The sequence below is a fragment of the Amycolatopsis sp. NPDC088138 genome (genome assembly GCF_044741685.1).
Classification (GTDB): domain Bacteria; phylum Actinomycetota; class Actinomycetes; order Mycobacteriales; family Pseudonocardiaceae; genus Amycolatopsis.
Map to the genome: position 1 here is coordinate 662,758 of NZ_JBIUTB010000001.1, position 24,254 is coordinate 687,011.

General features: G+C 72.4%; 18 protein-coding genes. 6 read left to right on the plus strand and 12 right to left on the minus strand.

Annotated features, from left to right (window positions below; translation table 11 throughout):
* The first annotated feature begins 74 nt into the window (after positions 1-74).
* Both ACIOD2_RS03145 and ACIOD2_RS03150 read left to right on the plus strand, forming a co-directional pair.
* Entirely contained in the window at positions 75-1,067 is a 993-nt protein-coding gene (locus ACIOD2_RS03145; RefSeq protein WP_400533628.1) for a methyltransferase domain-containing protein, read from the plus strand.
* Positions 1,064-1,981: an alpha/beta hydrolase gene (locus ACIOD2_RS03150; RefSeq protein ID WP_400533631.1), complete on the plus strand. Its 918-nt coding sequence runs from the start codon at positions 1,064-1,066 to the stop codon at positions 1,979-1,981. The genes ACIOD2_RS03145 and ACIOD2_RS03150 overlap by 4 nt, the downstream gene beginning before the upstream one ends.
* A 48-nt stretch (positions 1,982-2,029) precedes the next feature.
* Here the strand turns inward: ACIOD2_RS03150 and ACIOD2_RS03155 are convergent, their stop codons facing one another.
* From ACIOD2_RS03155 to ACIOD2_RS03170, 4 genes are all read right to left on the minus strand, one after another.
* On the minus strand, positions 2,030-2,617 hold the full coding sequence (locus ACIOD2_RS03155; RefSeq protein ID WP_400533634.1) for a TetR family transcriptional regulator: 588 nt from the start codon (positions 2,615-2,617) through the stop codon (positions 2,030-2,032).
* A 66-nt stretch (positions 2,618-2,683) separates the two neighbouring features.
* Entirely contained in the window at positions 2,684-4,294 is a 1,611-nt protein-coding gene (locus ACIOD2_RS03160) for an amidohydrolase (protein WP_400533637.1), read from the minus strand.
* A gap of 3 nt (positions 4,295-4,297) precedes the next feature.
* Entirely contained in the window at positions 4,298-5,041 is a 744-nt protein-coding gene (locus tag ACIOD2_RS03165) for a MoaF C-terminal domain-containing protein (RefSeq protein WP_400533640.1), read from the minus strand.
* Positions 5,042-5,048: 7 nt separating this feature from the next.
* Positions 5,049-6,914, minus strand: coding sequence for a primary-amine oxidase (locus tag ACIOD2_RS03170; protein WP_400533642.1), 1,866 nt, complete (start codon positions 6,912-6,914; stop codon positions 5,049-5,051).
* 113 nt (positions 6,915-7,027) lie between these two features.
* Here ACIOD2_RS03170 and ACIOD2_RS03175 point away from each other — a divergent pair, with 113 nt between their 5' ends.
* Together ACIOD2_RS03175 and ACIOD2_RS03180 are read left to right on the plus strand one after the other, a co-directional pair.
* The gene (locus ACIOD2_RS03175) at positions 7,028-7,723 is read left to right on the plus strand and encodes an SDR family NAD(P)-dependent oxidoreductase (protein ID WP_400533645.1); all 696 of its coding nucleotides are present in this window, start codon (positions 7,028-7,030) and stop codon (positions 7,721-7,723) included.
* Between the two features lie 13 nt (positions 7,724-7,736).
* Positions 7,737-8,528, plus strand: coding sequence for an SDR family NAD(P)-dependent oxidoreductase (locus ACIOD2_RS03180; protein ID WP_400533648.1), 792 nt, complete (start codon positions 7,737-7,739; stop codon positions 8,526-8,528).
* Positions 8,529-8,584: 56 nt separating this feature from the next.
* Here the strand turns inward: ACIOD2_RS03180 and ACIOD2_RS03185 are convergent, their stop codons facing one another.
* From ACIOD2_RS03185 to ACIOD2_RS03220, 8 genes are all read right to left on the minus strand, one after another.
* Complete coding sequence (locus ACIOD2_RS03185; RefSeq protein ID WP_400533651.1) at positions 8,585-9,277, minus strand: ABC transporter ATP-binding protein; 693 nt, start codon at positions 9,275-9,277, stop codon at positions 8,585-8,587.
* A complete protein-coding gene (locus tag ACIOD2_RS03190) occupies positions 9,274-10,974 on the minus strand; it encodes an ATP-binding cassette domain-containing protein (protein ID WP_400533654.1) in 1,701 nt (566 codons plus the stop codon). The genes ACIOD2_RS03185 and ACIOD2_RS03190 overlap by 4 nt, the downstream gene beginning before the upstream one ends.
* A gap of 562 nt (positions 10,975-11,536) precedes the next feature.
* A complete protein-coding gene (locus ACIOD2_RS03195; protein WP_400533656.1) occupies positions 11,537-12,397 on the minus strand; it encodes a branched-chain amino acid ABC transporter permease in 861 nt (286 codons plus the stop codon).
* A 10-nt stretch (positions 12,398-12,407) separates the two neighbouring features.
* Positions 12,408-13,577 carry an ABC transporter substrate-binding protein gene (locus ACIOD2_RS03200; RefSeq protein ID WP_400533659.1) on the minus strand — a complete coding sequence of 390 codons (1,170 nt, stop codon included), beginning with the start codon at positions 13,575-13,577 and terminating at the stop codon, positions 12,408-12,410.
* The gene (locus ACIOD2_RS03205; RefSeq protein WP_400533661.1) at positions 13,574-13,969 is read right to left on the minus strand and encodes a nuclear transport factor 2 family protein; all 396 of its coding nucleotides are present in this window, start codon (positions 13,967-13,969) and stop codon (positions 13,574-13,576) included. Before ACIOD2_RS03205 ends, ACIOD2_RS03200 begins: the two co-directional genes overlap by 4 nt.
* 11 nt (positions 13,970-13,980) lie before the next feature.
* Entirely contained in the window at positions 13,981-14,742 is a 762-nt protein-coding gene (locus ACIOD2_RS03210) for a MoaF C-terminal domain-containing protein (RefSeq protein WP_400533664.1), read from the minus strand.
* A gap of 57 nt (positions 14,743-14,799) precedes the next feature.
* A complete protein-coding gene (locus ACIOD2_RS03215) occupies positions 14,800-15,747 on the minus strand; it encodes a helix-turn-helix domain-containing protein (protein ID WP_400533667.1) in 948 nt (315 codons plus the stop codon).
* An 82-nt stretch (positions 15,748-15,829) separates the two neighbouring features.
* Positions 15,830-16,681: an ankyrin repeat domain-containing protein gene (locus tag ACIOD2_RS03220; protein ID WP_400533670.1), complete on the minus strand. Its 852-nt coding sequence runs from the start codon at positions 16,679-16,681 to the stop codon at positions 15,830-15,832.
* Positions 16,682-16,794: 113 nt separating this feature from the next.
* Between ACIOD2_RS03220 and ACIOD2_RS03225 the strand changes: the two genes are divergently transcribed.
* Positions 16,795-19,029 carry a tetratricopeptide repeat protein gene (locus ACIOD2_RS03225; RefSeq protein WP_400533673.1) on the plus strand — a complete coding sequence of 745 codons (2,235 nt, stop codon included), beginning with the start codon at positions 16,795-16,797 and terminating at the stop codon, positions 19,027-19,029.
* 673 nt (positions 19,030-19,702) lie between these two features.
* A complete protein-coding gene (locus ACIOD2_RS03230) occupies positions 19,703-24,250 on the plus strand; it encodes a HAMP domain-containing protein (RefSeq protein WP_400533676.1) in 4,548 nt (1,515 codons plus the stop codon).
* Positions 24,251-24,254 lie beyond the last annotated feature (4 nt).

Genomic DNA, 24,254 nt, shown 5'->3' on the forward strand with positions numbered 1-24,254 from the left:
CGCGTGGGAAATCGGCGCTGGACTCTTTTGTCTACGAATGTAGAGTGTCCGGGTCGAACAGAAGGAGGGTCACCGTGACCGGGTCGGAAACACCAGCCACGCCCCAGCGCATCGTGGACGTTGCCGTGGGCTACATGGCGGCCGGGCAGTTGTTCGCCGCCAACCGCATCGGCCTGTTCCGCGCCCTGGCGGCCGGGCCGCTCGGGCCCGCGGAACTGGCGGAGCGAATGGGCGGGCCGGAGAAGATCGCGCGGATCCTCGGTGACGCACTGTCGTCACTGGGCCTGCTGTCCCGGGTGGACGGACGCTACGCGCTCACGCCGGACACCACCGCCTACCTCGGCGGCGCGGGGGAGGGGCCGGACCTCGCGCCGTTCCTCACCTTCCTCGAGACCATCAGCTACCCGCACTGGCTCCAATTCCCGCACACCGCCGACACCGGCGAGCCCGGCGAACTCGACCTCACCGGCGACCGCTGGGACACCTTCCTCGGCGGTGTCATGGTGTATAACGCCCTACACGCTCAGGCTTTGGGACGCGCTTTCGACTTCGGGTCGGCCAAGCGGCTGCTCGACCTGGGCGGCCTGTCGGCCGCCTTCGCCCTGGAAGCCCTGCGGGCCAACGAGAACCTGCACACGACGTTCGTCTACGACCCGCGTTCGGTGCCGTCGGTGACGGAGGCGGTGGCCGAGTTCGCGGACCGCACGAGCGTCGTCGGCGCGCCGACCCCGGACGCCGAGCCCGAGGGCGAGTTCGACCTGGTGATGGTGAACCACGTGGTGCACCGCTTCGGCGTCGACGAGAACCGCGCGATCCTCCGCCACGCCCGAGCCGCGGCGGCGCCGGGTGCGCGGCTGCTGCTCCTGGACTTCTTCCTGGACGACGACGCCGAGCCGCGAACCCTCGACGCGCTGCACGCGGGGGAGTACCTGGTCATCGACGGCACGGTCGTGTACCCCGAATCCGAGGTGCGCGGCTGGCTGGCCGGCGCGGGGTGGCGGCCGGTGGACCGCTTGACACTGCCCGGTTCGCCGCGGGTCATCGTGGCCGAGGCGGGGCAGGCATGACACTTGATCCGGCAGTCCGTGAACTGCTCGCCCTCGCCGCCACCGAACCCGCACCGGAACGCCCGCCGACAGCGGTCGAGCTGCGGGCCGCCTTCGCCGCGTCCCGGCCCAAGCCGGGAGCAGCCGCGGAGGTCTCGTCCGTCACCGAACACCGCGCGGGCGACCTCCGCGTTCGGCTCTACCTGCCGGAAGCACCTGGGCCGGTGCCGGTCTTCCTGTGGATCCACGGTGGCGGCTGGACGATCGGCTCGATCGACGAGAACGAGGTCGCGTCACGCGCGGTGTGCGCGCAGGCGTCGGTCGCGGTGGCCGCGGTCGAGTACCGGCTCGCTCCGGAAGACCCGTACCCGGCCGCGCCCGAGGACTGCTACGCCGTCCTGGAATGGATGTCCGGAGGTGGTGCCGGGGCGGCGGTGGACCCGGGAAGGATCGCCGTCGGCGGGGAGAGCGCCGGGGGCAATCTGTCCACTGTGGTCTCGCTGATGGCGCGGGACCGCGGTGGCCCGCCGATCGCGGCGCAGGTGCTGATCTGCCCGGTGTTCGGCCATCCCGACGACGGCTTCGCGTCCTACACGGACTTCGCAACGGGCTACGGCATGACGGCCGACGCGATGCGTTTTTTCTTCGCCCAATACGTCCCGGATCCGGCGCGGCTCACCGACCCGTACCTGCTGCCGTCACGCTCAAATGACCTGTCCGGCTTACCCCCAGCCCTGGTCCTGACGGCGGAGTACGACGTCCTGCGCGACGAGGGTGAAGCCTTCGCTCAGCAGCTGAAAGACGCCGGGGTGGCGGTCACCCGCACCCGGTACGCAGGCCAGATCCACGGCTTCTACGGCCTCTACACGGACCTGCCCGCGTCCCCCAAGTCCCACACGGAGGTGGCCGCCTACCTCCGCAGGATCTTCACTTGAAGTCCGTGAATGGCGCATTGAGGGACTCTAAGTCCCTCAATGGGCCATTCACGGCTTTGTGAGCCGGGCGAGGAAGGACTCCAGGTGGCGGTGCTGGAGGGCCACAGTCGAGAACTCGCCCGCGACCAGGCTCATCACGTTCGCACCCGCGTTGACGAGGATGACCTCGTCGACGAGCTGCTCGTCCGGTGTTTCGGTGACGATGTCGCCGTCCTCGCGGCCCTCGGCCAGGAAACGGTGCAGGAGCCCACGCCACTCGCGGACGTGCTCGAGGTACTTGTCGTGCATCCGCCGGTCCGACAGCGACATCTGCCAGAAGATCAGCAGCACCCGCCCGGCCGTGATGCGGGCTTCGTCGATCGGCATCGACGACACGCAGAGCTCGCGCAGCGCGGCCAGCCCGCGCAGGCCGTCGAGGGCGACGTACTCGCGCATCATGTCCAGGGCGCGTTCGTAGGTCGCCGCGATGATCTCTTCCTTACCGGCGAAGTACAGCTTGAGCGCGCCGTTGGCGAACCCGGCCGCGGCGGCGATCTCGCGCATCGTCGCGGCCTCGATCCCGCCGCGCACGATCAGGTCCCAGGTGACGTCGACGATGTCACTGCGCCGCTGGTCGTGGTCGATGATCTTGGGCACCCGGCACCTCCCGCACTGGTTTTCTCTACCAGTGTAGGAGAAAGTACCCGAAAGCACCGGATCGGGTCAGCGACCGAACACGCGCCGCCCCGCGAACCACGTCTCGACGACCTCCGTGGCCGCCACTTCCGCCGTCCGGAACGGGTCCCGGTCGAGCACGGCGAAGTCCGCCGAACGCCCCGGGGTCAGCGCGCCGGTGACGTCGTCGAGGCCGGACGCGCGGGCCCCGCCCAGGGTGAACACCTCGATCGCCTCGGCGAGGGTGATCGCCTGCTCCGGCCAGAGCGCGCCCGGCCGCCTGCCGTGCGGGTCCCGGCGCGTGACCAGGCCCGCGATGCCCTCCCACGCGTTGGGTGATTCGCTCACCGGCCAGTCCGACCCGCCGGCCACCAGGGCACCGCTGTCCAGCAGCGCGCGGTTCGGCTGCATCCGGCCCGCGCGGGACGCGGGCAGCACCCCGGCGATGGCGTCGGGGATCACGCCGGGCACCCAGAGGAACGGCGAGATGTCCGCCGCGACCCCCAGTTCGGCGAACCGCGGCAGGTCGCCGGGGTGGACGAACTGGCCGTGCGCCACCTGGAACCGGGCTTCGGTGTATCCCTCGGCGCGGAGCTTCGAGACGGCGTCGAGCAGCAGCCGCACCGACGCGTCGCCGGTGCAGTGCACCTTGGCCGACAGGCCCGCGGAAGCCGCCGTGCGCAGCCAGCCGGTCAGCTCCTCGCCGGACATCGTGGTGGCGCCGTGGAAGCAGCCGCCGTGGACGTCGTCGGGCAGGTACGGCTCGAGGAACGCCGCCGTGCGGGTCGGCGGGACGCCGTCGAGGAAGATCTTCACGAAGTCCGGCCGGTGGTGTTCGGTGCGGTAGCGCCCGGCGACCTCCAGCAGCGGCGCGCCGACCGGGTCGAACCCGAAGATCGGGTCGTTGACCAGCAGTGACGACACCACCCAGGCATCCAGCTCGCCCGCGTCGTCCAGGGACTTCAGCGCGCCGAGGATGTCGGTCGAGACACCCGCGTCCTGGAACGCCGTGACGCCGAACCCGTGCAGGATCTCGATCGCCCGCTGCGACGCCCGGCGGTGCTGTTCCGGCGTCAGGCTCCCGGCCACCCGCTCGACCAGCACGCCCGCCGCTTCGAGCAGCAGCCCGCAGGGCTCGTCACCGTCGCGGACGATCACGCCGCCCGGCGGGTCCGGTGTCGCGGCGGTGATCCCGGCCAGCTCCAAGGCCCTGGTGCTCACAAAGCGGTTGTGGCGGCTGTCGTCGGCCAGCACGACCGGGCGCCCGCCCGCGGCGACGTCGAGCGCGTGCCGCGCCGAGGTGTGCGACAGGGTTTCGACCAAGGTGGACGCCCACGCGCCGCCCGTCAGCCACTCGTCCGGGCCGAGTTTCCGGGCTCGCGCACGGACGGCGTCGAGGATGTCGCCGAGGCCGGCGTCCGCGCCGAAGGTGAGTTCGAACAGCTCCGCGCGCCCGGCCATCGCGTGGTGGTTGTGCACGTCCACCAGCCCGGGCAGCACGAACGCGCCGCCGAGGTCGAGCACCTCCGTCTTCGGGCCGCGCTCGACGTCCTCGAGGGCGAGGATCTTCCCGTCGGCGACGGCGAGCGAAGACGCCCACGGCCGCGCGCGGTCCACTGTGTACACGACGGCGTTGGTGAGGACCAGGTCGGCGGCCACGGCTCAGGACTCCGCCGGATCGAGACCTTCGGGGTGCACGGTGGTGCTCAGCAGCCGTCCGTGCGCGCCGAAGGTGAAGCAGCTCGTGGTCTCACCGGTGTGGTCGAGTCCGAAGAGGACACCGTGGGACCGCAACGCCCGGGCGTTGCGGTGGTCGGCGATCGTCACCGACGCGCACGAGATCACCTTCTCGCGCCAGGCGAACACGTGGATCCCGGGCCGGACCTGGTACACGGAGTTCTCGTCGGTGTCGGCCAGCCCGCGCTCGGGCCCGGCCAGGCACTGCCAGGTGTACCAGTGCGGGCTGAGGTAGACGTGCTCGTAGGCGTGGTCCTCGCTGTACACCCACACCACGCGGCGCCCGATCAGGGCGGTGCTCGGCGCCATCGCCTCGCCGCGCACCTCGATGCCGCCGATCGTGGCGGGCCGGAACTCCTGGGTGACGCGCGGCGTGCCGCCGTCGCCGATCCGGGTGGTGACGACCAGGGCCCGGCCGTCACGGACGTCGAGGATCAGCGACACGGCTTCGCGGGCGGCGCCGGGGTCGAGCTGGACGTAGTACAGGCCGTCGTCGACCAGGAACGTCTCGCCTTCGGCGCCGTCCCAGGTGAAGTCCGGGCGGCCGGCGTCGTCGTGCAGGACGAACTCGCGGCCGCGCAGGTCGCCGACGGCCGGTGCCTTGTTCGCGTCGAAGCCCGGCTCGAGGCCGTCCAGCGGCAGCCAGGTGGAGGTGTCGGAGAGTGTCATCGTGTCCTCAGTGTTCGCAGTGGTGGGCGCCCGAAGGCAGATCGAGGGCGGGGTTGCGGTCGCAGAAGCCGTACGGCCGGAACAGGAACCCGGACTTGTCGACCGGCATCACCGGCCAGTCCTCGGGCCGCGGCACGTGGGTCGGGCCGAACACGTGCCACAGCACGAGATCGGTGCCGGTCAGGTCGCGGTTCGCGGCCGTCCAGGCGGGCAGGCCGGCGCCGCCGGGGTGCGCGTTGGGCCGCTCGCCCGCGGGGAAGCGCTCGTCGTCGTGGTACGGCGTCGCCCAGAGGTGCTTCGTCGCGAAGGTCGCCCGGGCGTGCACGGACGCCTCGGGCTGGGCCATCAGCGTCGCCGACGGCCGCGGCACCAGCTGGTACGCGGTCGGCTTTCCGAGCCGGTTGACGTGGTCTTCGCTGCGGACCTCCCAGACGCGGGCGTGGGCCGGATCGGCCAGGCGCATCGCGTCGTGCTCGGTCCGCAGCGGCGTGCTGCGCCAGGTGAACGCGTTGCCGTACGGGTTCTCCGGGCCGGTCGGCACCCCCACGACGTCGACCTCGTGCAGGCTGTTGCGCTCGCCGTCGACCTCGACGTCCAGCCGGGCGCAGAACAGGTGCTGGTGCACCGGTGCGAACAGGCCGGGCGCGATCTCGGTGGCGTGCGGCTGCTCCTGGCCCGGGGTGCCGGCGCCGCAGAAGACGACGCCGGTGGCCTTCGCCTCGAACTCGATCGTGCCGTCGAGGTAGAGGTACCAGTAGTGGCCGTAGTCGTAGTTGCCGATCGTCGAGATCGACGAGACGACCAGCCGCCGCGAGCGGCGCACCTCGGGGTGCCCGCCGAGGTCGGTGTGCTTCCAGAGGATCCCGTCGTCCTCCTCGTGCAGGCAGATCGCGCGCGGGATCTCGACGGGCTCGCCGTGGTCGTCGGCGACCCACGCCGGGAAGTAGTGGATGACGCCCAGGCAGTCGCAGCCCAGGCGCAGGTTGTTGCCGTTCTTGCCGAACTGGTACTCACCGGCGTCGAAGTAGCTGATCCAGAACCGGCCGGGTGCGACGTCGCCGTACGGCACCACCATTTCGGGGACCGAGCCCCGGTACAGGACCGGCCGGTCCTGGAAGCTCACCTGGTGCAGGGTCAGGCCTTCGCGGGTGTTGAAGCCGGCGCGCAGCCGCCAGCCCTCCCAGGCGATCTCGGTGCCGTCGACGGTGAAGCTCGGGCCGTCGGGCTGGGTGATCTCGATCGGTTTCAGCGACGTCCGAGCCGGGACGTCGCCGTAACGGCCGTGCTCGGGCGGGACGGGCACGTCGCCTTCGTCCTCGACGCGCAGGACCTGCCGGGTCGTGAGGTCGAGGTGGACGATCAGGCCCTCGACCGGGCGGGCCCACGGGCTGTCGCCGGCGTCGTCGCGCAGGAAGGTCAGCGAGCGGATCACGCGGCCGGTCTCGTCGGCGCGGCCGAAGTGGCCGGGCGCGAGCGGCGCGCAGAAGGCGTGCTCGACCCGGTCGGCGAGACCGCGCCGCGTCATCGCGGCCTGCCAGTCGCCGGACGCCTTCGTGAGCTGCTCGGCGAGTGCGTACTCCTCGAACAGGTACGACGGCTGCCCGTCGGCCTCGGCCCAGTCGTCCCAGGCTTCGAGTTCATGTTTGGTCACCGAGACGACGGCCTCCCCGGCCCGGCCGGTGGCGGTGTCGAGCAGCGTGTAGCGGATGCGGCGGTCGCCGGTGCCGGCGCGGACGTCGTCCTTGGCGGGCTCGACCGGCAGCACCTGCGGGAACCGGATCGTCTCCCCGGTGAGACCGGCGTCGGCGAGGATCGCGCGGCCGGCGGACAGTTCGGCGGCGGTCAGCGGGTCGAGGGGGTGCGGGGTGCTCACCCCGGTCAGTCTCGGCTTGCCCGGCCCGGTCCGCGACCGCGCGTGCGGTCGCGGACAACAACGCTGCGCTCGTGGCCAACCACCCGGCGGGCACGCGCGGTGAGGATGGGCGCATGCGAACCGAGCTGGCCGGGAAAGCGGTCCTGGTGACCGGCGGGGCGTCCGGCATCGGGCTGGCCTGCGTCCAGGCGTTCCGCGCCGAAGGGGCCCGGGTGGCGGTCGTCGACCGGGCGCCCGGCGCCGACGTCCGTGCCGACGTCACCGACGAAGACACCCTGGCCGCGGCCGTGGAGACGGTCGCGCGCGAGCTTGGTGGCCTCGACGTCGTCGTCGGCTGCGCCGGGATCTCCGGGCCGGTCGGCAAGCCGCTCGCCGAGACGAGCGGCGCCGAGGTCGCCGCCGTGCTCGCGGTGAACGTCACCGGGCAGTTCCTGCTGGTCAAGCACGCACTGCCGTGGCTGGACGAGGGCGCCGCGGTGGTGCTGCTGGGCAGCGACTCGGCGTTCACGGCCGCGCCGGGCATGGTGCCCTACTGCGCGTCCAAGGGCGCGGTCGTGGCGCTGACCCGGGCCCTGGCGGTCGAGCTGCCGGGCATCCGGGTCAACTGCGTGTGCCCGTCGGTCGTGGACACGCCGATGGCGCGCGCCGACCTCGGTGACGTGCTCGACGACCCGGCGTTCCCGGTGCAGGCCGCCGCCGACGTCGCCCGGCAGGTGCTGTTCCTCGCGTCCCCGGCTTCGCGGCCGGTCAACGGCCAAGCCCTCCTCGCCGACTTCGGGCTGTCGGCCCGCTCGGCGTTCCCCGCCTAGGAAAGGATCCACTGTGGACTCAGTTGTCGCCATCACCGGCGGAGGCACCGGAATCGGCGCGGCGGTCGCCCGCCGCTACGCGAGCGAAGGCGCCCAGGTCGTCGTGCTGGGACGGCGTCGCGAACCCCTGGACGAGATCGCCGTCGAGATCGGTGCGCACGTCATCACCTGCGACGCGAGTGTGCGGGCGGACGCCGAGCACGCCGTCGCCGAGATCGTGGAGCGGTTCGGGCGGCTGGACGTCGTGGTCGCCAACGCCGGCGGGCACGGGTTCCGGTCGGTCGTCGACACCGGGGACGAGGAGTGGGAGCTCGCGCTGCGGGTGAACCTGTCGAGCGCGTTCGTGCTCTGCCGGGCGGCGCTGCCGTCGCTGGTCGAGACGGGCGGGCAGGTCGTCGTGGTGTCGTCGCTGGCCGGGTTGTTCGCCGGGCCGAACGTCGCCGGGTACACCGTCGCCAAGCACGCGCTGATCGGCCTGACCCGCTCGATCGCCCGCGATTTCGGGCCGCGCGGCGTGCGCGCGAACGCGGTCTGCCCCGGCTGGGTCCGCACCCCGATGGCCGACGGCGAGATGGCCGAGTTCGCGACGGCGGCCGGTTTCGACGGCGGCCACGACGAGGGCTACCGCCGCGTGACGGCCGAGGTCCCGCTGCGCCGCCCGGCCGAGCCGTCGGAGATCGCGTCGGTCGTGCGGTTCCTGGGCTCGGCCGAGTCGTCGTACATCACGGGAGCGGTCCTGGTCGCCGACGGTGGCGCCCACTGCGTGGACCTCCCCACGCTGGCCTTCGAACGCGCCGGCATGTGACCGCGGCAAAGCCGTGAAGGGCACCTTCAGGGACTCTATGTCCCTGAAGGTGCCCTTCACGACCCGAGGTAGGCGGCGTGCAGGGTGGTGGGGGAGTCCAGCAGGGGTTGGGCGTCGCCTGAGTAGGTGACGCGGCCTGACGAGACGACCAGGGCTTCCTGGGCGACGCCGAGGGCGAGGTGCGTGAACTGCTCCACCAGCAGGATCGCCGCGCCCTCGGCTGCGAAGCGCGTCACCACCGGCAGCAGGCGCGTGAACACCACTGGCGCGAGGCCCAGGGACATCTCGTCGATGAGCAGGAACGCCGGGCGGGCCGCGAACGCGCGGGCCAGCACCACCATCTGCTGCTCACCACCCGACAGCAGGGCCGCGGGGGAGTCGCGGCGCTTGTCCAGCTCCGGGAACAGCGCCAGGACCTCGTCTACGCGGGTCGCGGTGCGGGCCGTGAGCCGGAGGTTCTCGAGCACCGTGAGGCCGGGGAACACCGCGCGGCCCTGCTCGATGTGCGCCAGCCCGAGCCGGGCGCGGGCCACGCGCGAGTGCCGCGTCACGTTCACCCCGCCGAGGTGGACGCTGCCCGCGGACGGCGCCACCACACCCGAGAGCGCTTCGAGGAGGCTGGTCTTCCCGGCGCCGTTCGGCCCGACCAGCGCCGTGATGCGGCCCGGCTCGAGGACGAGGTCGACGTCCCGGATCACCGGGCCCGCCCCGCGCCGGACCGTCAGTCCGTGCACCCGCAACGCGTTCACAGCAGCTCCGTTTCGCCCATGTACGCCTTCAGCACGGCCGGGTCGGCCAGGACGTCCGCCTGCGGCCCGCTCGCCAGGACCTGCCCGAAGTCGAGCACCGTCAGGCTGTCGCACACCGACCGCACGAGGTCCAGGTCGTGCTCGATGAGCAGCACCGACACCCCAAAGCGGGCGGGTACCTGGCGCAGCCGCCGTCCGAACGCGACGTGCTCCTCGTGCGGCAGGCCGGCTGCCGGTTCGTCGAGCAGCAGCACCCGCGGCCGGGCCAGCAGGTGCCCGACGACCTCGACCAGCCGCCGCGCCCCGGCGTCCACCCGCGACAACGGCGTCCGCGCGGGCGGGCAGCCGAAGAACTCCAGCGCGCCGGCGACGTCTTCGCCGGTCAGGCGTCGTCTCGCGACGAACCGCACGTACGCCCCGACCGTCAGGCCGGGCGGGACGCGGTCCTGCTGGAACGTCCGCCGCAGCCCGGCGCGGGCCCGCCGGGCCGGGGAGCCGGTCAGCGGCCGGCCGTCCAGCGTCACGGTCCCGTTCGCCTGCGGCAGGAACCCGCTGATGACGTCGACCAAAGTGGACTTCCCGGCGCCGTTGGGCCCGATCACGCCCAGCACGCCGTGTTCCGGGACCGAGATGTCCACATCGGACAGTGCGTGCACGTGTCCGAAGGAGACGCTCAGGCCGCGCACCTCCAGCACCGGGTCGCCGGGCGGCAGCGGTTCGACGTCGGCGACGTCCGTGAGGCCGACCCCGGCCGGACCGCGGGAGCGGCGGCGGTACCAGAGGTTCCGCCAGGCCGTGCCGAGGTTGCCGCGCCCGGCCAGCGCCTGGACGCCGAGGACGCCGAAGATCACGAACCCCCAGTCCTGCGGCACGCCCCAGCGCTTCAGCAGCTCCGGCACGGCGACCCAGAGCAGGGCGCCGAACACGGCCATGTCGATGAGGTGCGCGCCGGACATGATGGCCAGGACGTACAGCGCGAGCGACTGGATCGCGGTGAAGCTGGCCGGGAACGCCAGCCCGACCTGCCCGGTGAGCAGCCCGCCGCTGATCCCGCCGAGGGCGGCGCTGACCGCGAACGCCGTCAGCTTCGACGTCCGCACGCCCGCGCCGACCGCCGCGGTGCCGCGCTCGGAGAAGGCGACGAGGTGCCAGCTGCTGCCCCAGCGCCCGCGGCGCAGGAAGTGCACGACCAGCCCGCAGGCGATGAGCACCAGCACGGCGAAGAGGAAGTACGAGCGGTCGTCGGAGAAAGCGTCGGGCCGCTCGACGGGCAGGCCTTCGGTGGCGCCGGGGAACTGGATCTGCACCAGCGTCAGGTCGGCGGCCGCGGCGAGCCCGAGCGTGACGACGGCGAGGGTGATGCCGCGCAGCCGCAAGGCCGGAAGCCCGACGAGCACCCCGGCCACGGCGGCGGCCACCCCGCCGAGCAGCAGCCAGACGACGAACCCGCCGGGCACACCGGCGACGTTGCACGCCGACACGACGAACGCCCCGACCGCGCCGAAGGTCAGCTGGCACAGCGAGATCATCCCGGCGGTGCCGGTGACGACGCCCAGACCAAGCAGCGCGATGGCCGCGACGACGGCGCTGACGCCGAGGTAGACGAAGTACCCGGCGAGCCCCACGCTCAACGCGTAACCCACGCCGACAGCGGCAGCTGCGACGGCGAACGGCAGGAGTCGTTCAGCGAGCCGCATGGGGTACCTCCTTCTGGTGTGGCGTGACGCCGCGGTGGGCTGTGCCGCCTTGCTCGGCGGACTCGGCCATGGCGAGAGGTGGCGATCCGAATCGTTCAGCGGGCGGCATGCGGCACCTCCTTGTGCGGTGGCGTGTCGCCGCGGTGGGCTGTGCCGCTTGGTGCGGCGGATTCGGCGGCGGGAAGTGACGGCCTGACTCGTTCGGCGGGCGGCATGCGGCACCTTCTCGTGCGGTGGCATGTTGCTGCGGTGGGCCGTGTCGGCTGGCGCAGGGGACTCGGCGGCGGGAAGTGACGGCCTGACTCGTTCAGCGGGCGGCATGCGGCACCTCCTTGCGCGGTGGTGTGTCGCCGCGGTGGGCTGTGCCGCTTGGTGCGGCGGATTCGGCGGCAGTGGGAAGTGGCGGTCCGAAACAGCGAGCGGCATCTAGCACCTCCTCGTGCTGTGGTGCGCCATTTCGCCTGGCGGACTCGGCCATGGCGAGAGGTGGCGGTGCGAACCGAGCTGCATCGGGCACCTCCTCGTGCCGAGATGGGCCGCGACGGCGAACGGCAGGATCCGTTCAGCGCGCCGCATCCCACACCTCCTTGCGCTGCGTCCACAGCAGCAGCGCGACGATGACCAGGAACGGGAGGAAGTACCGCAGCACCGACAGCCGGTCGGACTGGGCGACCGCGCCCTGGGCCATGCCCAGTACCAAGCCACCCGCCACAGCCAGGTCGAGACGGCGGAAGCCGCCTAACAGCGCGGCCGCGGCGGCCGGGACCACCAGCATGGCCAGGGACGTCGGGTCGTTCGACTGGGACGGCGCCACTATCGACACCGCGAGCGTGGCGATCACCCCGGTCGCCGTCCAGACGCCGACCGACAGGGGCCGCGCCGGGATGCCCAGCAGCTCCGCCGTCGTCGGTCGTTCCGACAGTGCTCGCAGGCGGACGCCGAGCGTGGTGCGGGCCAGCACCGTGCGGCAGGCCAGCGCCACCAGCACGGCCAGCGCGACCGTCACCACGGTGACCTGGCTGACCACCACCCCGCCGGCGGTGAACGCCGGGCCGGCCAGCAGCGGGTGGAACGGCTGCGGTTTGTTGCCGAACAGGATGAACGCAAGCGAGATCAGCAGCAGGAGCACGGCCACGGTGACCGCGGAGCGCGTCCCGGTGTCCGCCTCGGCGAGCCACGTCGACACGATCCAGCCGAGCACCGCGCTCAGCGCGCCACCCAGCACGATCCCGGCGAGCGTCGCCAGCCACTCCGGCAGTCCTAAGTGGACCGCGAGGAAGACGGCGACGTAACAGCCGAACATCCCGGTGGCCGACTGCGCGAAGTTGACCACCTGCACCAGCCGCGACATCAGGGTCAGGCAGACCGCGAGCACGGCGTACAGCCCGCCCGCGGCCAGCCCGGCCAGCGCACCCTGCAGCATCGACGTCCTCCTACGGGCGAGGGATCCGGAGCCAGTCCTGCCCGGCCAGCTCCCACTTGTTCGTGCCGGTGGCGAGCTTGATCGGCCAGCCGGCGGTGTTGTCGTGGTGCGTGGCGGCCGGGCCGAAGACGTACGGCGTGCCGACCATCGGGTCGCTGACCGGCTTCATCTCGCGCAGCGCGTTCGTCACCGACTCGCGCGTGACGTCACCCTTGATCCCGCGGACGACGTCGAGGAAGTACTTCGCCGCCAGGTAACCGCCCTGGCTGAACGACGTCAGCGGGATCTTGTTCTTCGTCATCAGGTCACGCCAGTCCTTGGTCTGCGTGCTGCCGGCGTCGGTGAACGGGTAGAACTCGGCGGGCACGTACACCCCGGCGCCGGCGTTGGAGATCGCCTTCGCGTAGTTCTCGCTGTAAACGCTGGTCAGCAGCAGCCACGTGACGTCGTTCCAGCCCTGCGCCTGCGCGGCCTTGAGCTGGCCGATCGAGTCGGGCTCCACGGGGTTGACCGTGATGGCCCTGCAGCCCGCGGCCCGCGCCTTGACGATGTAGGACGTGTAGTCCGAGCCGCCGTAGGGCACGGTCGCGTCGAGGTACTTCAGCTTCTTGCCGGTGATCTTCGTCCACTCGTCGATCGCGGCCTGGTACGCCGGGAGGGTGTTGCCCGCGATCTCGAGCAGCGCGCAGATGTTGTCCAGCTTCAACGTCTCCGAGCCGTAGAGCAGGGTGAGCGTCATGTCGTGGAACGGCCCGACGTTGACCGGCGCGATGTTCGGGCTGGAGAAGCACGCCGGGTCGACGCCGATGCCCTGCACCGAAAGGATCTTCTGCTGCTCGTAGTACTTCGCGTTGATCTCGCATTCGATGAGGCTCGACGACCCGACGAGCGCGACGGCTTCGTCCCCGCCGACCACCTCGCGTGCGGCGGCCGCGGCGGCGGCCGGGTCACCCTTGTCGTCGATGGCCTTGTACTCGATCTGCCGCCCGTTGACCCCGCCGGCCGCGTTGGCCGCGTCGAACACGGCCTTGGCGGCCTGCGAGGCCTCCGGGAAGGTGGCCGCGCCGCTCAGCGCGTTGACCGAGCCGACGACGATCGGGCCGCCGGCGCCGCTTCCGGACCCGGCGCACCCCGCGGTGACCAGGAGGGCGGCGAGGGCCAGGGGAAGGATCTTTCTCATGGGTGCTCCTGGGTGGCGGCCACGACGGGCGCGGAGTCGACGATCTGCTCGAAGGAGGTGACCTCGCCGCCGTCGAACCGCCACACGTGGGCGACGCGGGCGGTGAAGGATCGGCCGGTGCCGCGGTGGGTGCCGGTGTAGCTGCCGATACCGACCACGGTGCCGCCCGCGTCGAGGAGGTCGGCGAGGGTGAAGCGGTAGCCGTCCCAGTCGCGGCCGATGGCCTCGAAGACGTGCGCCCGGACCTCGTCCGGACCGGTGTACGTGCCGGCGTAGGGGAAACCGGCGGCCTCCGTCCACTTCGTACCGGGGCCGAGCGGGGCGAGCATGCCGGGCAGGTCACCGCGGTCGCTGGCGTCGTAGTGCGCGCGGATCACGTCCACATTGGACAAGGGTGGCTCCTTCAGACGGGCTGGGCGTCGGGGTAGCTGACCGAGCCGAGCGGGTACACGTGCCCGCCGGCGCGGGAGTGCTCGGACCGGCCGTCGCCGGTCAGGCCGAGGAACACGCCGGTGGTGCGCAGCGCGTACCCGAGGTCGTGCAGCCACACGCTGGCCACCGCGATCCGGAACTCGCGGAAGCAGAACAGGTAGAGCCCGTCCTGGAACTTCCACACCGTCGACAGGTCCATGTCGCCGTGGCCGCGCTGCACGCCTTCGAGGCACTGCCAGGCGTAACGCTCGGACGAGACGTAGACGTGCTCGTAGAGGTGGTCGGGGCTGTAGCGGTACAGGTTGCGCTTCCCGATCAGGTCCCGCGACGGCCCGGGCGCGGTGCCCGACGGTGCGCCCCCGTCCGTGACCCCGGGCCGGAAGCTCTGGGAGACCCGGGGAACGACGTCCTCCGCGCCGATCACCGAGCGGACGGCGAGTGCGCGATGGGTGGTCGTCGAGTAGACGACCGTCAGCGCTTCGCCTTCGACGCTGGTGAGCGGGAGGTTGACGAAGAAGACGTCGTCGCGGACGGCCACCGCGTCGTAAGGATCCTTTACGCCGTTGCAGAGGACGTGGTGCGCGTCGCTGAAACTCAGCGCGAGCGAGGCACCGCCGTCGAGGGTGACGGTGACCGAGCGGCCGCTGAGGTCGGCGTTCGGCAGGCGGTAGGTGGCGATCCCGGCGGCGAACTCGTCGTAGGTGCGCCAGCCGTCGGTGGGGGCTTCGGGCATGGGCTCATCGTCGGGCGGGCCCGGACGGCGGGCGAGCGGTCACGCGCTGGGGGGCAACTACCGGTCGCTGACGGTCAACTCGCGGCGCAGCTCGCTCGGCGCGCGCCCGAACGCCGTCTTGAACACCCGGCTGAAGTGCGCGGCGTCGACGAACCCCCAGCGCGCCGCGATCGCCGCGACCGGGCGCCCGGCGTGCACCGGGTCGAGCAGGTCCCGGCGGCAGTGCTCGAGCCGCCGGGTGCGGATCCAGCCGGCGACCGTGGTGCCCTGCTCCTGGAACAGCCCGTGCAGGTGCCGGGTCGAGATGAAGTGCTCGGCGGCGATCCGCGCCGGGTTCAGCTCGGGGGAGTGCAGGTTCGCGTCGATGTGCGCGCGGATGCGGCGCATCAGCTCGTGGTGCGGGTCGGCGCCCGCGTGCGCGAGGTCGAGCTCGGTCGCGACCATCGTGCTGAGCAGGTCGACGGCACTGTGTGCCAGCCGCGCACCCGCCGGGCCGCCCAGCTGCTCGAGGTTGCCGCCGAGCTGGGCGAGGAACGGCACGACGACGTTGCCGACGCCTTCCTTGCCCGACATCCGCACCGCGGTCAGCCGCCCGACGAGCTCGGCGGGCAGGTCGATGAGCCGCTGCGGGAACATCACCACCAGGGTGCGGAAGTCCTCTTCGAACACCAGCGAGTACGGCCGGTGCGTGTCGTAGAGCGCGACGTCACCGGGCCGCAGCACGGCCTGCCGGTCGTCCTGCACCAGCAGCCCGGTGCCGGCCAGGATCAGGCTCAGCTTGTAGTACCGGCGTTCCCCGCGCGCGATCAGCTCCGGTGTGCGCTCGACGACGTGCGGCGACGCGGAGATCTCCGAAACCTGCACCTCGTCGGCGGTCGAGGAGCGGATCCGGCCGCGGAAGGAGTCGCCGGGACCGGCCGTGACGTGCAGCGGCACGAAGGACTGCGTGACAGCGGCGCGGAACTCGGTGAAGTCCCGGGCGATCAGGGTCGTGGGGGCGGGCACGGGTCACCTCGCAGCGTCGGGAGTGTCGTATACGATAAGCGATACGATCTTGCTCGGCAATGGCTGTCCCGTACCAGTCCGGCTACCGCGCGTAGTGCCAGTAGTCCCGCTCGGGCAGCGCCGACCAGACGTCGGGCGGGCCGGTGATCGAGCGCGCGTCGACCGGGCGCAGTCCCGCGTACGCGCAGGCGTAGGCGGCCGCGTTTCCCAGGTGCAGATAGGAAAGCAGCACCTCAAGGCCGGACGAATCGGCGTACGGGGCCCCGCCGGGATGCAGGTCCGACCCTTCGACGACGCCGTCGCGGACGATGATGCCCTGGTTGCCGCTCTTCGGGTTCGAGTAGACGCCGTAACAGACCGTGCCCGCCGACAGGAGCCCGGTGACGACCGGCGTCTGCGGCAGGTAACCCCACGGCTGGGTGAGTACGCAGCCGCCGGGCACGTCGGTGAACCCGGCGATCAGGTCGATGCCCTCGGCCGACCACGGATCCTCGGACAGCCTCCGGCCGACGTCGGGATCGACGGGAGTGGCCTCCAGGCGTCGCGCCGCTTCCGCCGTGGTGATGCCCGCGACACACACGAGACCGGTGCCTTCGTGCAGGTTGGAGCGCAGCGCGTGGCTGAGCCTGGGCGCCTCGGCCACGATGGCGGCCTCGGCGTCGGTGAGCACGGCCCCGGCGGGCGGGGTGCCGAACAGGTCCGGGGTGGTCCCGGCGAGCGCGAGCCGCCCCGGCGACCAGCCGGACGGGTCCGGCCGCCACGGATCGGCGCCCGCGGCGGCCAGCACCCGGGCGTTCTCCGGGCGGTGGGCGTGCACGGCCCACCACAGGGCGGTATGGCCCTCGTCGGTGACATCGACGTCGGCCGCCTGGCGGGCCAGCTCGGCCACTTGTTCCGGCGTGCCGCGTTCGGCGGCGTCCTGCAGCGCGCTCATCGGTTCCCCCTCGTGATCGGTTCGCGGCGACCGTAGCGAACGGGACCGACAGTTCCGGCGGTAGCGCGCGACGCGGCCGGCGTGTGATGCTCGGAGCCGGAGGGGGAGGGGAGATGGACTCGTTCGGGGCGCGGTTGCGCCGTCTTCGGCGCGCCGCGGGGCTGACCCAGGAGGCGCTGGCCGAGAAGTCGGGCCTCAGCGGGCAGGCGGTCGGCGCGCTCGAACGCGGGGACCGGCGGTTCCCGCACCGCGCCACCCTCGACCGGCTCGCCGACGCCCTCGGCCTCGCCGGCGACGACCGGGACGCCTTCACCACCGCCGCCGCGCGGCCCACGAGCCCCAAGCCGGAACCGGGGGCCGTCCCGCGGGAGCTGCCCGGGGAGATCGCCGCCTTCACCGGCCGAGAAGCCGAGATCGAACGCGTGCTGGCCTGCTTCGAAGAGCGGCCGGGTGTCGTGGTCGCCGTCGCCGGGATGGCCGGGATCGGGAAGACGGCACTGGCGCTGCACGCCGGGCACCGGCTCGCCGGGCGCTTCCCCGACGGCTCCCTGCACCTGGACCTGCGCGGGCACGCGGCCGACCCGCCGGATCCGCTGGACCTGCTCGACCGGCTGATCCGCGAGCTCGGCGGGGAACCGCCGACACCGCTTTCGCTCGAAACCGCGTCGGCGCGGTTCCGGTCGCTGCTCGCCGCGAAACGCGTGCTGCTGGTGCTCGACAACGCCCGCGACGCCGCGCACGTCGCGCCGCTGCTGCCCGGGGGTGGCGGCTCGGGGGCGATCGTCACCAGCCGCACCGCGCTGCCCGATCTGCCGCAGGCGCACCAGGTCCTGCTCGACGTCCTGCCGGAGGCGGACGCCCTTCGGTTGCTGGCGGCGGAGATCGGCGCCGAGCGCGTCGCCGCCGAACCCACGGCCGCCCGGTCGGTCGCCCGGCTCTGCGGATACCTGCCGCTCGCCCTGCACCTGGCCGGGGCGCGGCTCGCGACCCGGCCGAACTGGCCGGTCGCCCACCTGGCCCACCGGCTCGACGACGAACGCCGCCGGCTCGACGAGACCGGCGTCCGGACGAGCTTCGAGCTCGCGTTCGGCCGCCTGGCGGCCGGGGATCCCGCCGCGGCCCGCGCGTACCCGCTGCTTTCCCTGCTGGACGTCTCCGAGCTGTCGGTCGCCGTCGCCGGCCGGCTGCTCGACGCGCCGGAACGGGAGACCGAGGAACTGCTGGAACGCCTCACCGACGAGCACCTGCTCACCACACCCGCGCCCGGGTGGTACCGGCTGCACGACCTGCTCCGGCTCTACGCCCGCGAACACGCCGAGCGGCTGACCGCGGCCGAGCGGGCCGCGGCGATCACCCGGGTCGTCGAGCTGTGCGCGGCGATGGCGTGGCGGAGCATGGCCCTGGTTTCGGCGGCTTCGCACCGGCACGAGTGGGCGGCCGGACGCTGGGCCGACGGGGAGGTCCCGGCCACCGTCGACGAGGTCTTCGGCTGGCTCGACGCGCACCAGCCGCACCTGGTCACCCTCGTGCGGCAGGCCGCCGCCACCCCGGGGGTGCCGCCCGAGGCGATCGCCGCCGTCGGGCTCGGGCTGTTCGAGTACCACCGGGCGCGGGCCCGCTGGCGCGACGCCATCCGCGTCGACGAACTGGCCTTGGACCTGGTCGACGGCGTCGACCGGGTGGCCGCTGCGACCCTGCGCAACGACCTCGGGGTCGCCGAGGCCGAGCTGGTCCACGGCGGTGAGGCGCCCGACTTCGGGCGGTCGCACGCGCACCTGCGCCACAGCCTCGCCGACTGGGAGTCGATCGGGGACCCGCGCCAGCTCGCGGGCATCCTCAACAACCTCTGCTTCGTGTTCGGCCTGGGCGAGGACCTCGACGCGGCCATCGACTTCGGCGAGCGCGGCCTCGCGCTCAACCGGTCGCTGGGCCTGCGCCACGTCGAGACGCTCAACCTCGTCAACCTCGGTGTGCTGTACGGCCGCCAGGGTGACCGGGAACGCGAGCTGAAGTACGCGACCGAGGCGGTGGCCGTCGCCGAGGACACCGGTGACGTGCGGGGCATGGCCTACGGCTGGATGCGGATCGGCCTGGTCCACCGCGACACCGGGCAGCACGCCGACGCCGCCGAGGAGCTGCGGCGCAGTGCCGGGCTGTGGCGCGACGCCGGCGTCCGGCTGTACGAGGCGATGACGCTCGCCGAGCTGGGTCGCGCCCACCTCGGGGCCGGCGACCACGAGCGGGCCCGCGAGGTGCTCACCGAAGCCCTGGCGATGATGCGGGAGTACGGGGGTGAGGAGCGCGCTGCAGCGGTCCGAGCCGACTTGGAGCTGGCGGAGCGCCGGTAGCGGCGACCGGCCCGGCGGTCAGGAACGGCCGTGGCCGGTGCACGGCGACGCAGGTGACCAGGTGCGGGGTCCGCGGCGCGCAGCTCAGCTCGACCGTGACGCGGACGCGCTGCACGAGCAGCAGCCGCGGGGCCTCGTCCGCGCCCGCGGTCCCGGGCACGGCGGCGAGCGCGGCCGCCGCGAGCAGCGCGGCCGAAAGAAGCCTCCAGGCGGTCGTCACCGATGCCTTCCTCGTCCGGGACTGCGGCACCGCCGATCTTCGCTGCGGGCCGCCGGACGCGACAGCGACAACCTCTACAACCGACCTCTACAACTCGCCCGGGGGACCGGATCGGCCGCGGCGTCCCGGTGCCGGGGGCCGATCATCCACAGTGGAGCCCACCGGAGTCCACAATGGACTGGCGGCGGCGGGCGCGACGACGTCGGCGGCGCGGTCGCACGCGTGCCGCCCGCGTTCAGCCGAACGGGTCAACGGGGCCGGATGGCCTGCAGGGGAACGGAAAGGTTCGCGAGCACCGCCTCGACTGCGCACACGGGTCCGGGCGCGGCTGGTTGCTCAACCGTTGCCCCTCAGCTTAAGGCACCTGCACTATGCTGGGCCATCCGGTGCGACTCCGGGCACGGCGCGCGGGGCGCCGACAACCGAAGAAACGGGTGGCGGATGGGTGGGGCAATGGTCGACGGCGTGCGCCCGGGTGCGGGGGCGGACGCTTCGGGTGTGGGCGAGGCGGGGGAGCAGGAGCTGCGCCGGCTGCTGGCCGGCCTGACCGCGGTCCGCGACGGCGACTTCGGCATCCGGCTGCCCGGCGAGACCGACGGCCTGCTCGGCGAGATCGCCACGGTCTTCAACGGCATGGCCGACCAGCTGTCCCTGTTCACCTCCGAGGTCACCCGCGTCGCGCGGGAGGTCGGCAGCGAGGGCCAGCTCGGCGGCCAGGCGAAGGTCCCCGGTGTGTCCGGCACCTGGAAGGACCTCACCGACTCGGTCAACGCCATGGCCGGCAACCTCACCACCCAGGTCCGTGACATCGCCCAGGTCGCGACGGCCGTCGCGAAGGGTGACCTGTCGCAGAAGATCGACGTCGACGCGCGCGGCGAGATCCTGGAGCTGAAGGACACCGTCAACACGATGGTGGACCAGCTGTCGTCGTTCGCCGACGAGGTCACCCGCGTGGCCCGCGAGGTGGGCAGCGAGGGCCGCCTCGGCGGCCAGGCGCAGGTCCCCGGCGTCGGCGGCGTCTGGCGCGACCTCACCGACTCGGTGAACTTCATGGCCGGAAACCTGACCGACCAGGTCCGCAACGTCGCCCAGGTGACCACGGCGGTGGCGAAGGGCGACCTCTCCCAGAAGATCACGGTCGACGCCCGGGGCGAGATCCTCGAGCTCAAGAGCACGATCAACACGATGGTCGACCAGCTGTCGTCGTTCGCCGACGAGGTCACCCGCGTCGCGCGCGAGGTCGGCACCGAAGGCCGCCTCGGCGGCCAGGCGGACGTCAAGGGCGTCTCCGGCACCTGGCGCGACCTCACCGACTCGGTGAACTTCATGGCGGGCAACCTGACCGACCAGGTCCGCAACATCGCCCAGGTCGCGACGGCCGTCGCGAAGGGCGATCTGTCGCAGAAGATCAACGTGACCGCCCGCGGCGAGGTCCTGGAGCTCAAGGACACGCTGAACACGATGGTGGACCAGCTGTCCGCGTTCGCGGACGAGGTCACCCGGGTGGCCCGCGAGGTCGGCACCGAGGGACGGCTGGGTGGGCAGGCGGACGTCAAGGGCGTCTCCGGCACCTGGAAGGACCTCACGGAGTCGGTCAACGTCATGGCCGACAACCTCACCGCGCAGGTCCGCTCGATCGCCCAGGTCACCACCGCCGTCGCCCGCGGCGACCTGTCCCAGAAGATCCGGGTCGACGCCCGCGGCGAGATCCTGGAGCTGAAGGACACCATCAACACGATGGTGGACCAGCTGTCCGCGTTCGCGGACGAGGTCACCCGCGTGGCCCGCGAGGTCGGCACCGAGGGCAACCTCGGCGGCCAGGCCACGGTCCGCGGCGTCTCGGGGACCTGGAAGAACCTGACCGACAACGTCAACGTGATGGCCTCCAACCTGACCGGCCAGGTGCGCTCGATCGCCCAGGTCGCGACGGCCGTCGCCCGCGGTGACCTGTCCCGCAAGATCACCGTCGAGGCCAAGGGCGAGGTCGCCGCGCTCGCCGACGTCATCAACACGATGGTCGACACGCTGTCGGCGTTCGCCGACGAGGTCACCCGCGTGGCCCGCGAGGTCGGCACCGAGGGCATGCTCGGCGGGCAGGCGCGGGTGCCGAACGTCGCGGGCACCTGGAAGGACCTCACCGACAACGTCAACTCGATGGCGAACAACCTCACCGGGCAGGTCCGCAACATCGCCCAGGTGACCACCGCCGTCGCGCAGGGCGACCTGACCCGCAAGATCGACGTCGACGCCCGCGGCGAGATCCTGGAGCTCAAGACCACGATCAACACGATGGTCGACCAGCTCTCGGCGTTCGCCGCCGAGGTCACCCGCGTCGCGCGTGAGGTCGGCAGTGAAGGCCGCCTCGGCGGCCAGGCCGAGGTCGAGGGCGTGTCCGGCACCTGGAAGCGGCTGACCGAGAACGTCAACGAGCTGGCCGGGAACCTCACCCGCCAGGTCCGCGCGATCGCCGAGGTGACCAGCGCGGTCGCCGAGGGCGACCTGACCCGCTCGATCACCGTCGACGCCTCCGGCGAGGTCGCCGAGCTGAAGGACAACATCAACTCGATGGTCGAGTCGCTGCGCGAGACGACGCGGGCGAACCAGGAGCAGGACTGGCTCAAGTCCAACCTGGCCACGATCACCGGGCTGATGCAGGGCCGCCGCGACCTCGCCGTCGTCGCCGCCGCGGTGATGGACGAGCTGGTCCCGCTGGTCAACGCCCAGTACGGCGCGTTCTACCTGGCCGACGACACCGCCGAGATCCCGGAGCTGCGGCTGGTCGGCGGGTACGGCCACCCGGACGACGGCGACGGGCCGGTGGTGCGGTTCCGGGTCGGGCAGTCCCTGGTCGGGCAGGCCGCGCGCAGCCGCCGCGCCATCGTGGTCGACGACGTGCCGCCCGGCTACGCCACCATCTCCTCCGGCCTGGGGCGCACCGCGCCGGCCAGCCTGATCGTGCTGCCGATCGTCGTCGAGGACCAGGTGCTCGGCGTGATCGAGCTGGCCTCGATGCAGGGCTTCACCGCGGTGCACCGGGCGTTCCTCAACCTGCTGATGGACCAGATCGGCGTCAACGTCAACAGCATCGTCGCCAACGCCCGCACCGACGAGCTGCTCGGGGAGTCCCAGCGGCTGACCGGCGAACTGCAGGCCCGCTCGCAGGAACTCCAGGCGCGCCAGGAGGAGCTCCAGTCGTCCAACGCCGAGCTGGAGGAGAAGGCGGCGCTGCTGGTCACCCAGAACCGCGACATCGAGACGAAGAACCTGGAGATCGAGCAGGCCCGCCAGGAGCTGGAGGCCCGCGCCCAGCAGCTGACCCTCGCCTCGAAGTACAAGTCGGAGTTCCTGGCCAACATGAGCCACGAGCTGCGCACCCCGCTCAACAGCCTGCTGATCCTCGCGCAGCTGCTCGCGCAGAACCCGACCCGCAACCTCACCGCGAAGCAGGTCGAGTACGCGGGCATCATCCACTCCGCCGGGTCGGACCTGCTGCAGCTGATCAACGACATCCTCGACCTGTCCAAGGTCGAGGCCGGGAAGATGGACGTCACCCCGGAGCGGGTGGCGCTGCGGCAGCTGCTGGACTACGTCGAGGCGACGTTCCGGCCGATGACCTCGCAGCGCAACCTGGACTTCCGCATCACGGTCGCGCCCGGCTCGCCCGCCGAGCTGCTCACCGACGACTCGCGGCTGCGGCAGGTGCTGCGCAACCTGCTGTCCAACGCGGTGAAGTTCACCGAGGTCGGCGTGATCGAGCTGCACATCGAGCCGGTGGAGCCCGAGCGGCTGCCGCGGCCGCTGCGCGCGCACGGCCCCGCGGTGGCCTTCCGGGTCGCCGACAGCGGGATCGGGATCGCGGAGCACCAGCTGGAGTCGATCTTCGGCGCGTTCCAGCAGGCCGACGGCACCACCAGCCGGAAGTACGGCGGTACCGGGCTGGGCCTGTCGATCAGCCGCGAGATCGCCCAGCTGCTCGGCGGGTTCATCACCGCGGAGAGCACGCCCGGCGAGGGCAGTACGTTCACCTTCTCGCTGCCGGTCGCCCGGCCGGACTTCGAGACGCGCCCGGCGGCCGACGAGACCAGGGCCGCCGTGACGGCCGGGGACACCGGAACCGGGCTGGTCGTGCCGGCCACCCGCCCCCACCGGCGGCTGCTGGTCGTGGAGGAGCGCCAGCACGGCCTGCTGACGCTCGTCGCCGAGAGCGCCGCCGCGGACCTGGCCGACAGCCGGGACATCGGCATCTCGCCGGCCGAGGTCGAGGTCGTCACCGCCGTCGGCACCCAGGAGGCCGCGGCCGCGCTGGCCACCGACGCCTACCACTGCGTCGTGCTGGACCTGGACCTGCCGGAGCGGTCGGCGTTCGGCTTCCTCGACGCGATGCAGGGGGACGCCGCGCTGCGGCTGGTGCCGGTGCTCGCGCACAACAGCCGGCGCCTGGACGTCGAGCTGGAGCAGCTGCTGCAGTCCCGGGCGGACGTCCACTCGCTGGAGGTCCTGTCCGGCCTCGACGAGCTGCGGGAGCGGATCGCGCTGCACCTGTCGGCCGAGAAGCCGGGCGCGGTGCTGCCGCTGGTCCGGCCGGACGAGGCCACCCCGGTGCGGGCGGCCGACGTCGACGCGACGCTGGCCGGGCGCACGGTGCTGATCGTCGACGACGACCCGCGCAACGTCTACGCGCTCACCGGGATCCTGGAGCTGCACGGGATGCAGGTGCTGCACGCCGAGGACGGCCGCAAGGGCGTCGAGACGGTGGCGACCCACCCCGGCATCGACCTGATCCTGATGGACGTGATGATGCCGGAGATGGACGGCTACACCGCGACCGCGAAGATCCGCGCGATGCCGGACCACGCCACGATCCCGATCGTCGCGGTGACGGCGAAGGCGATGCCGGGCGACCGCGAGAAGAGCCTCGCCTCGGGCGCCACCGACTATGTGACCAAGCCCGTGGACGCGGACGACCTGATCGCCCGCATCAAACGGCACGTGACGGCCTGATCGG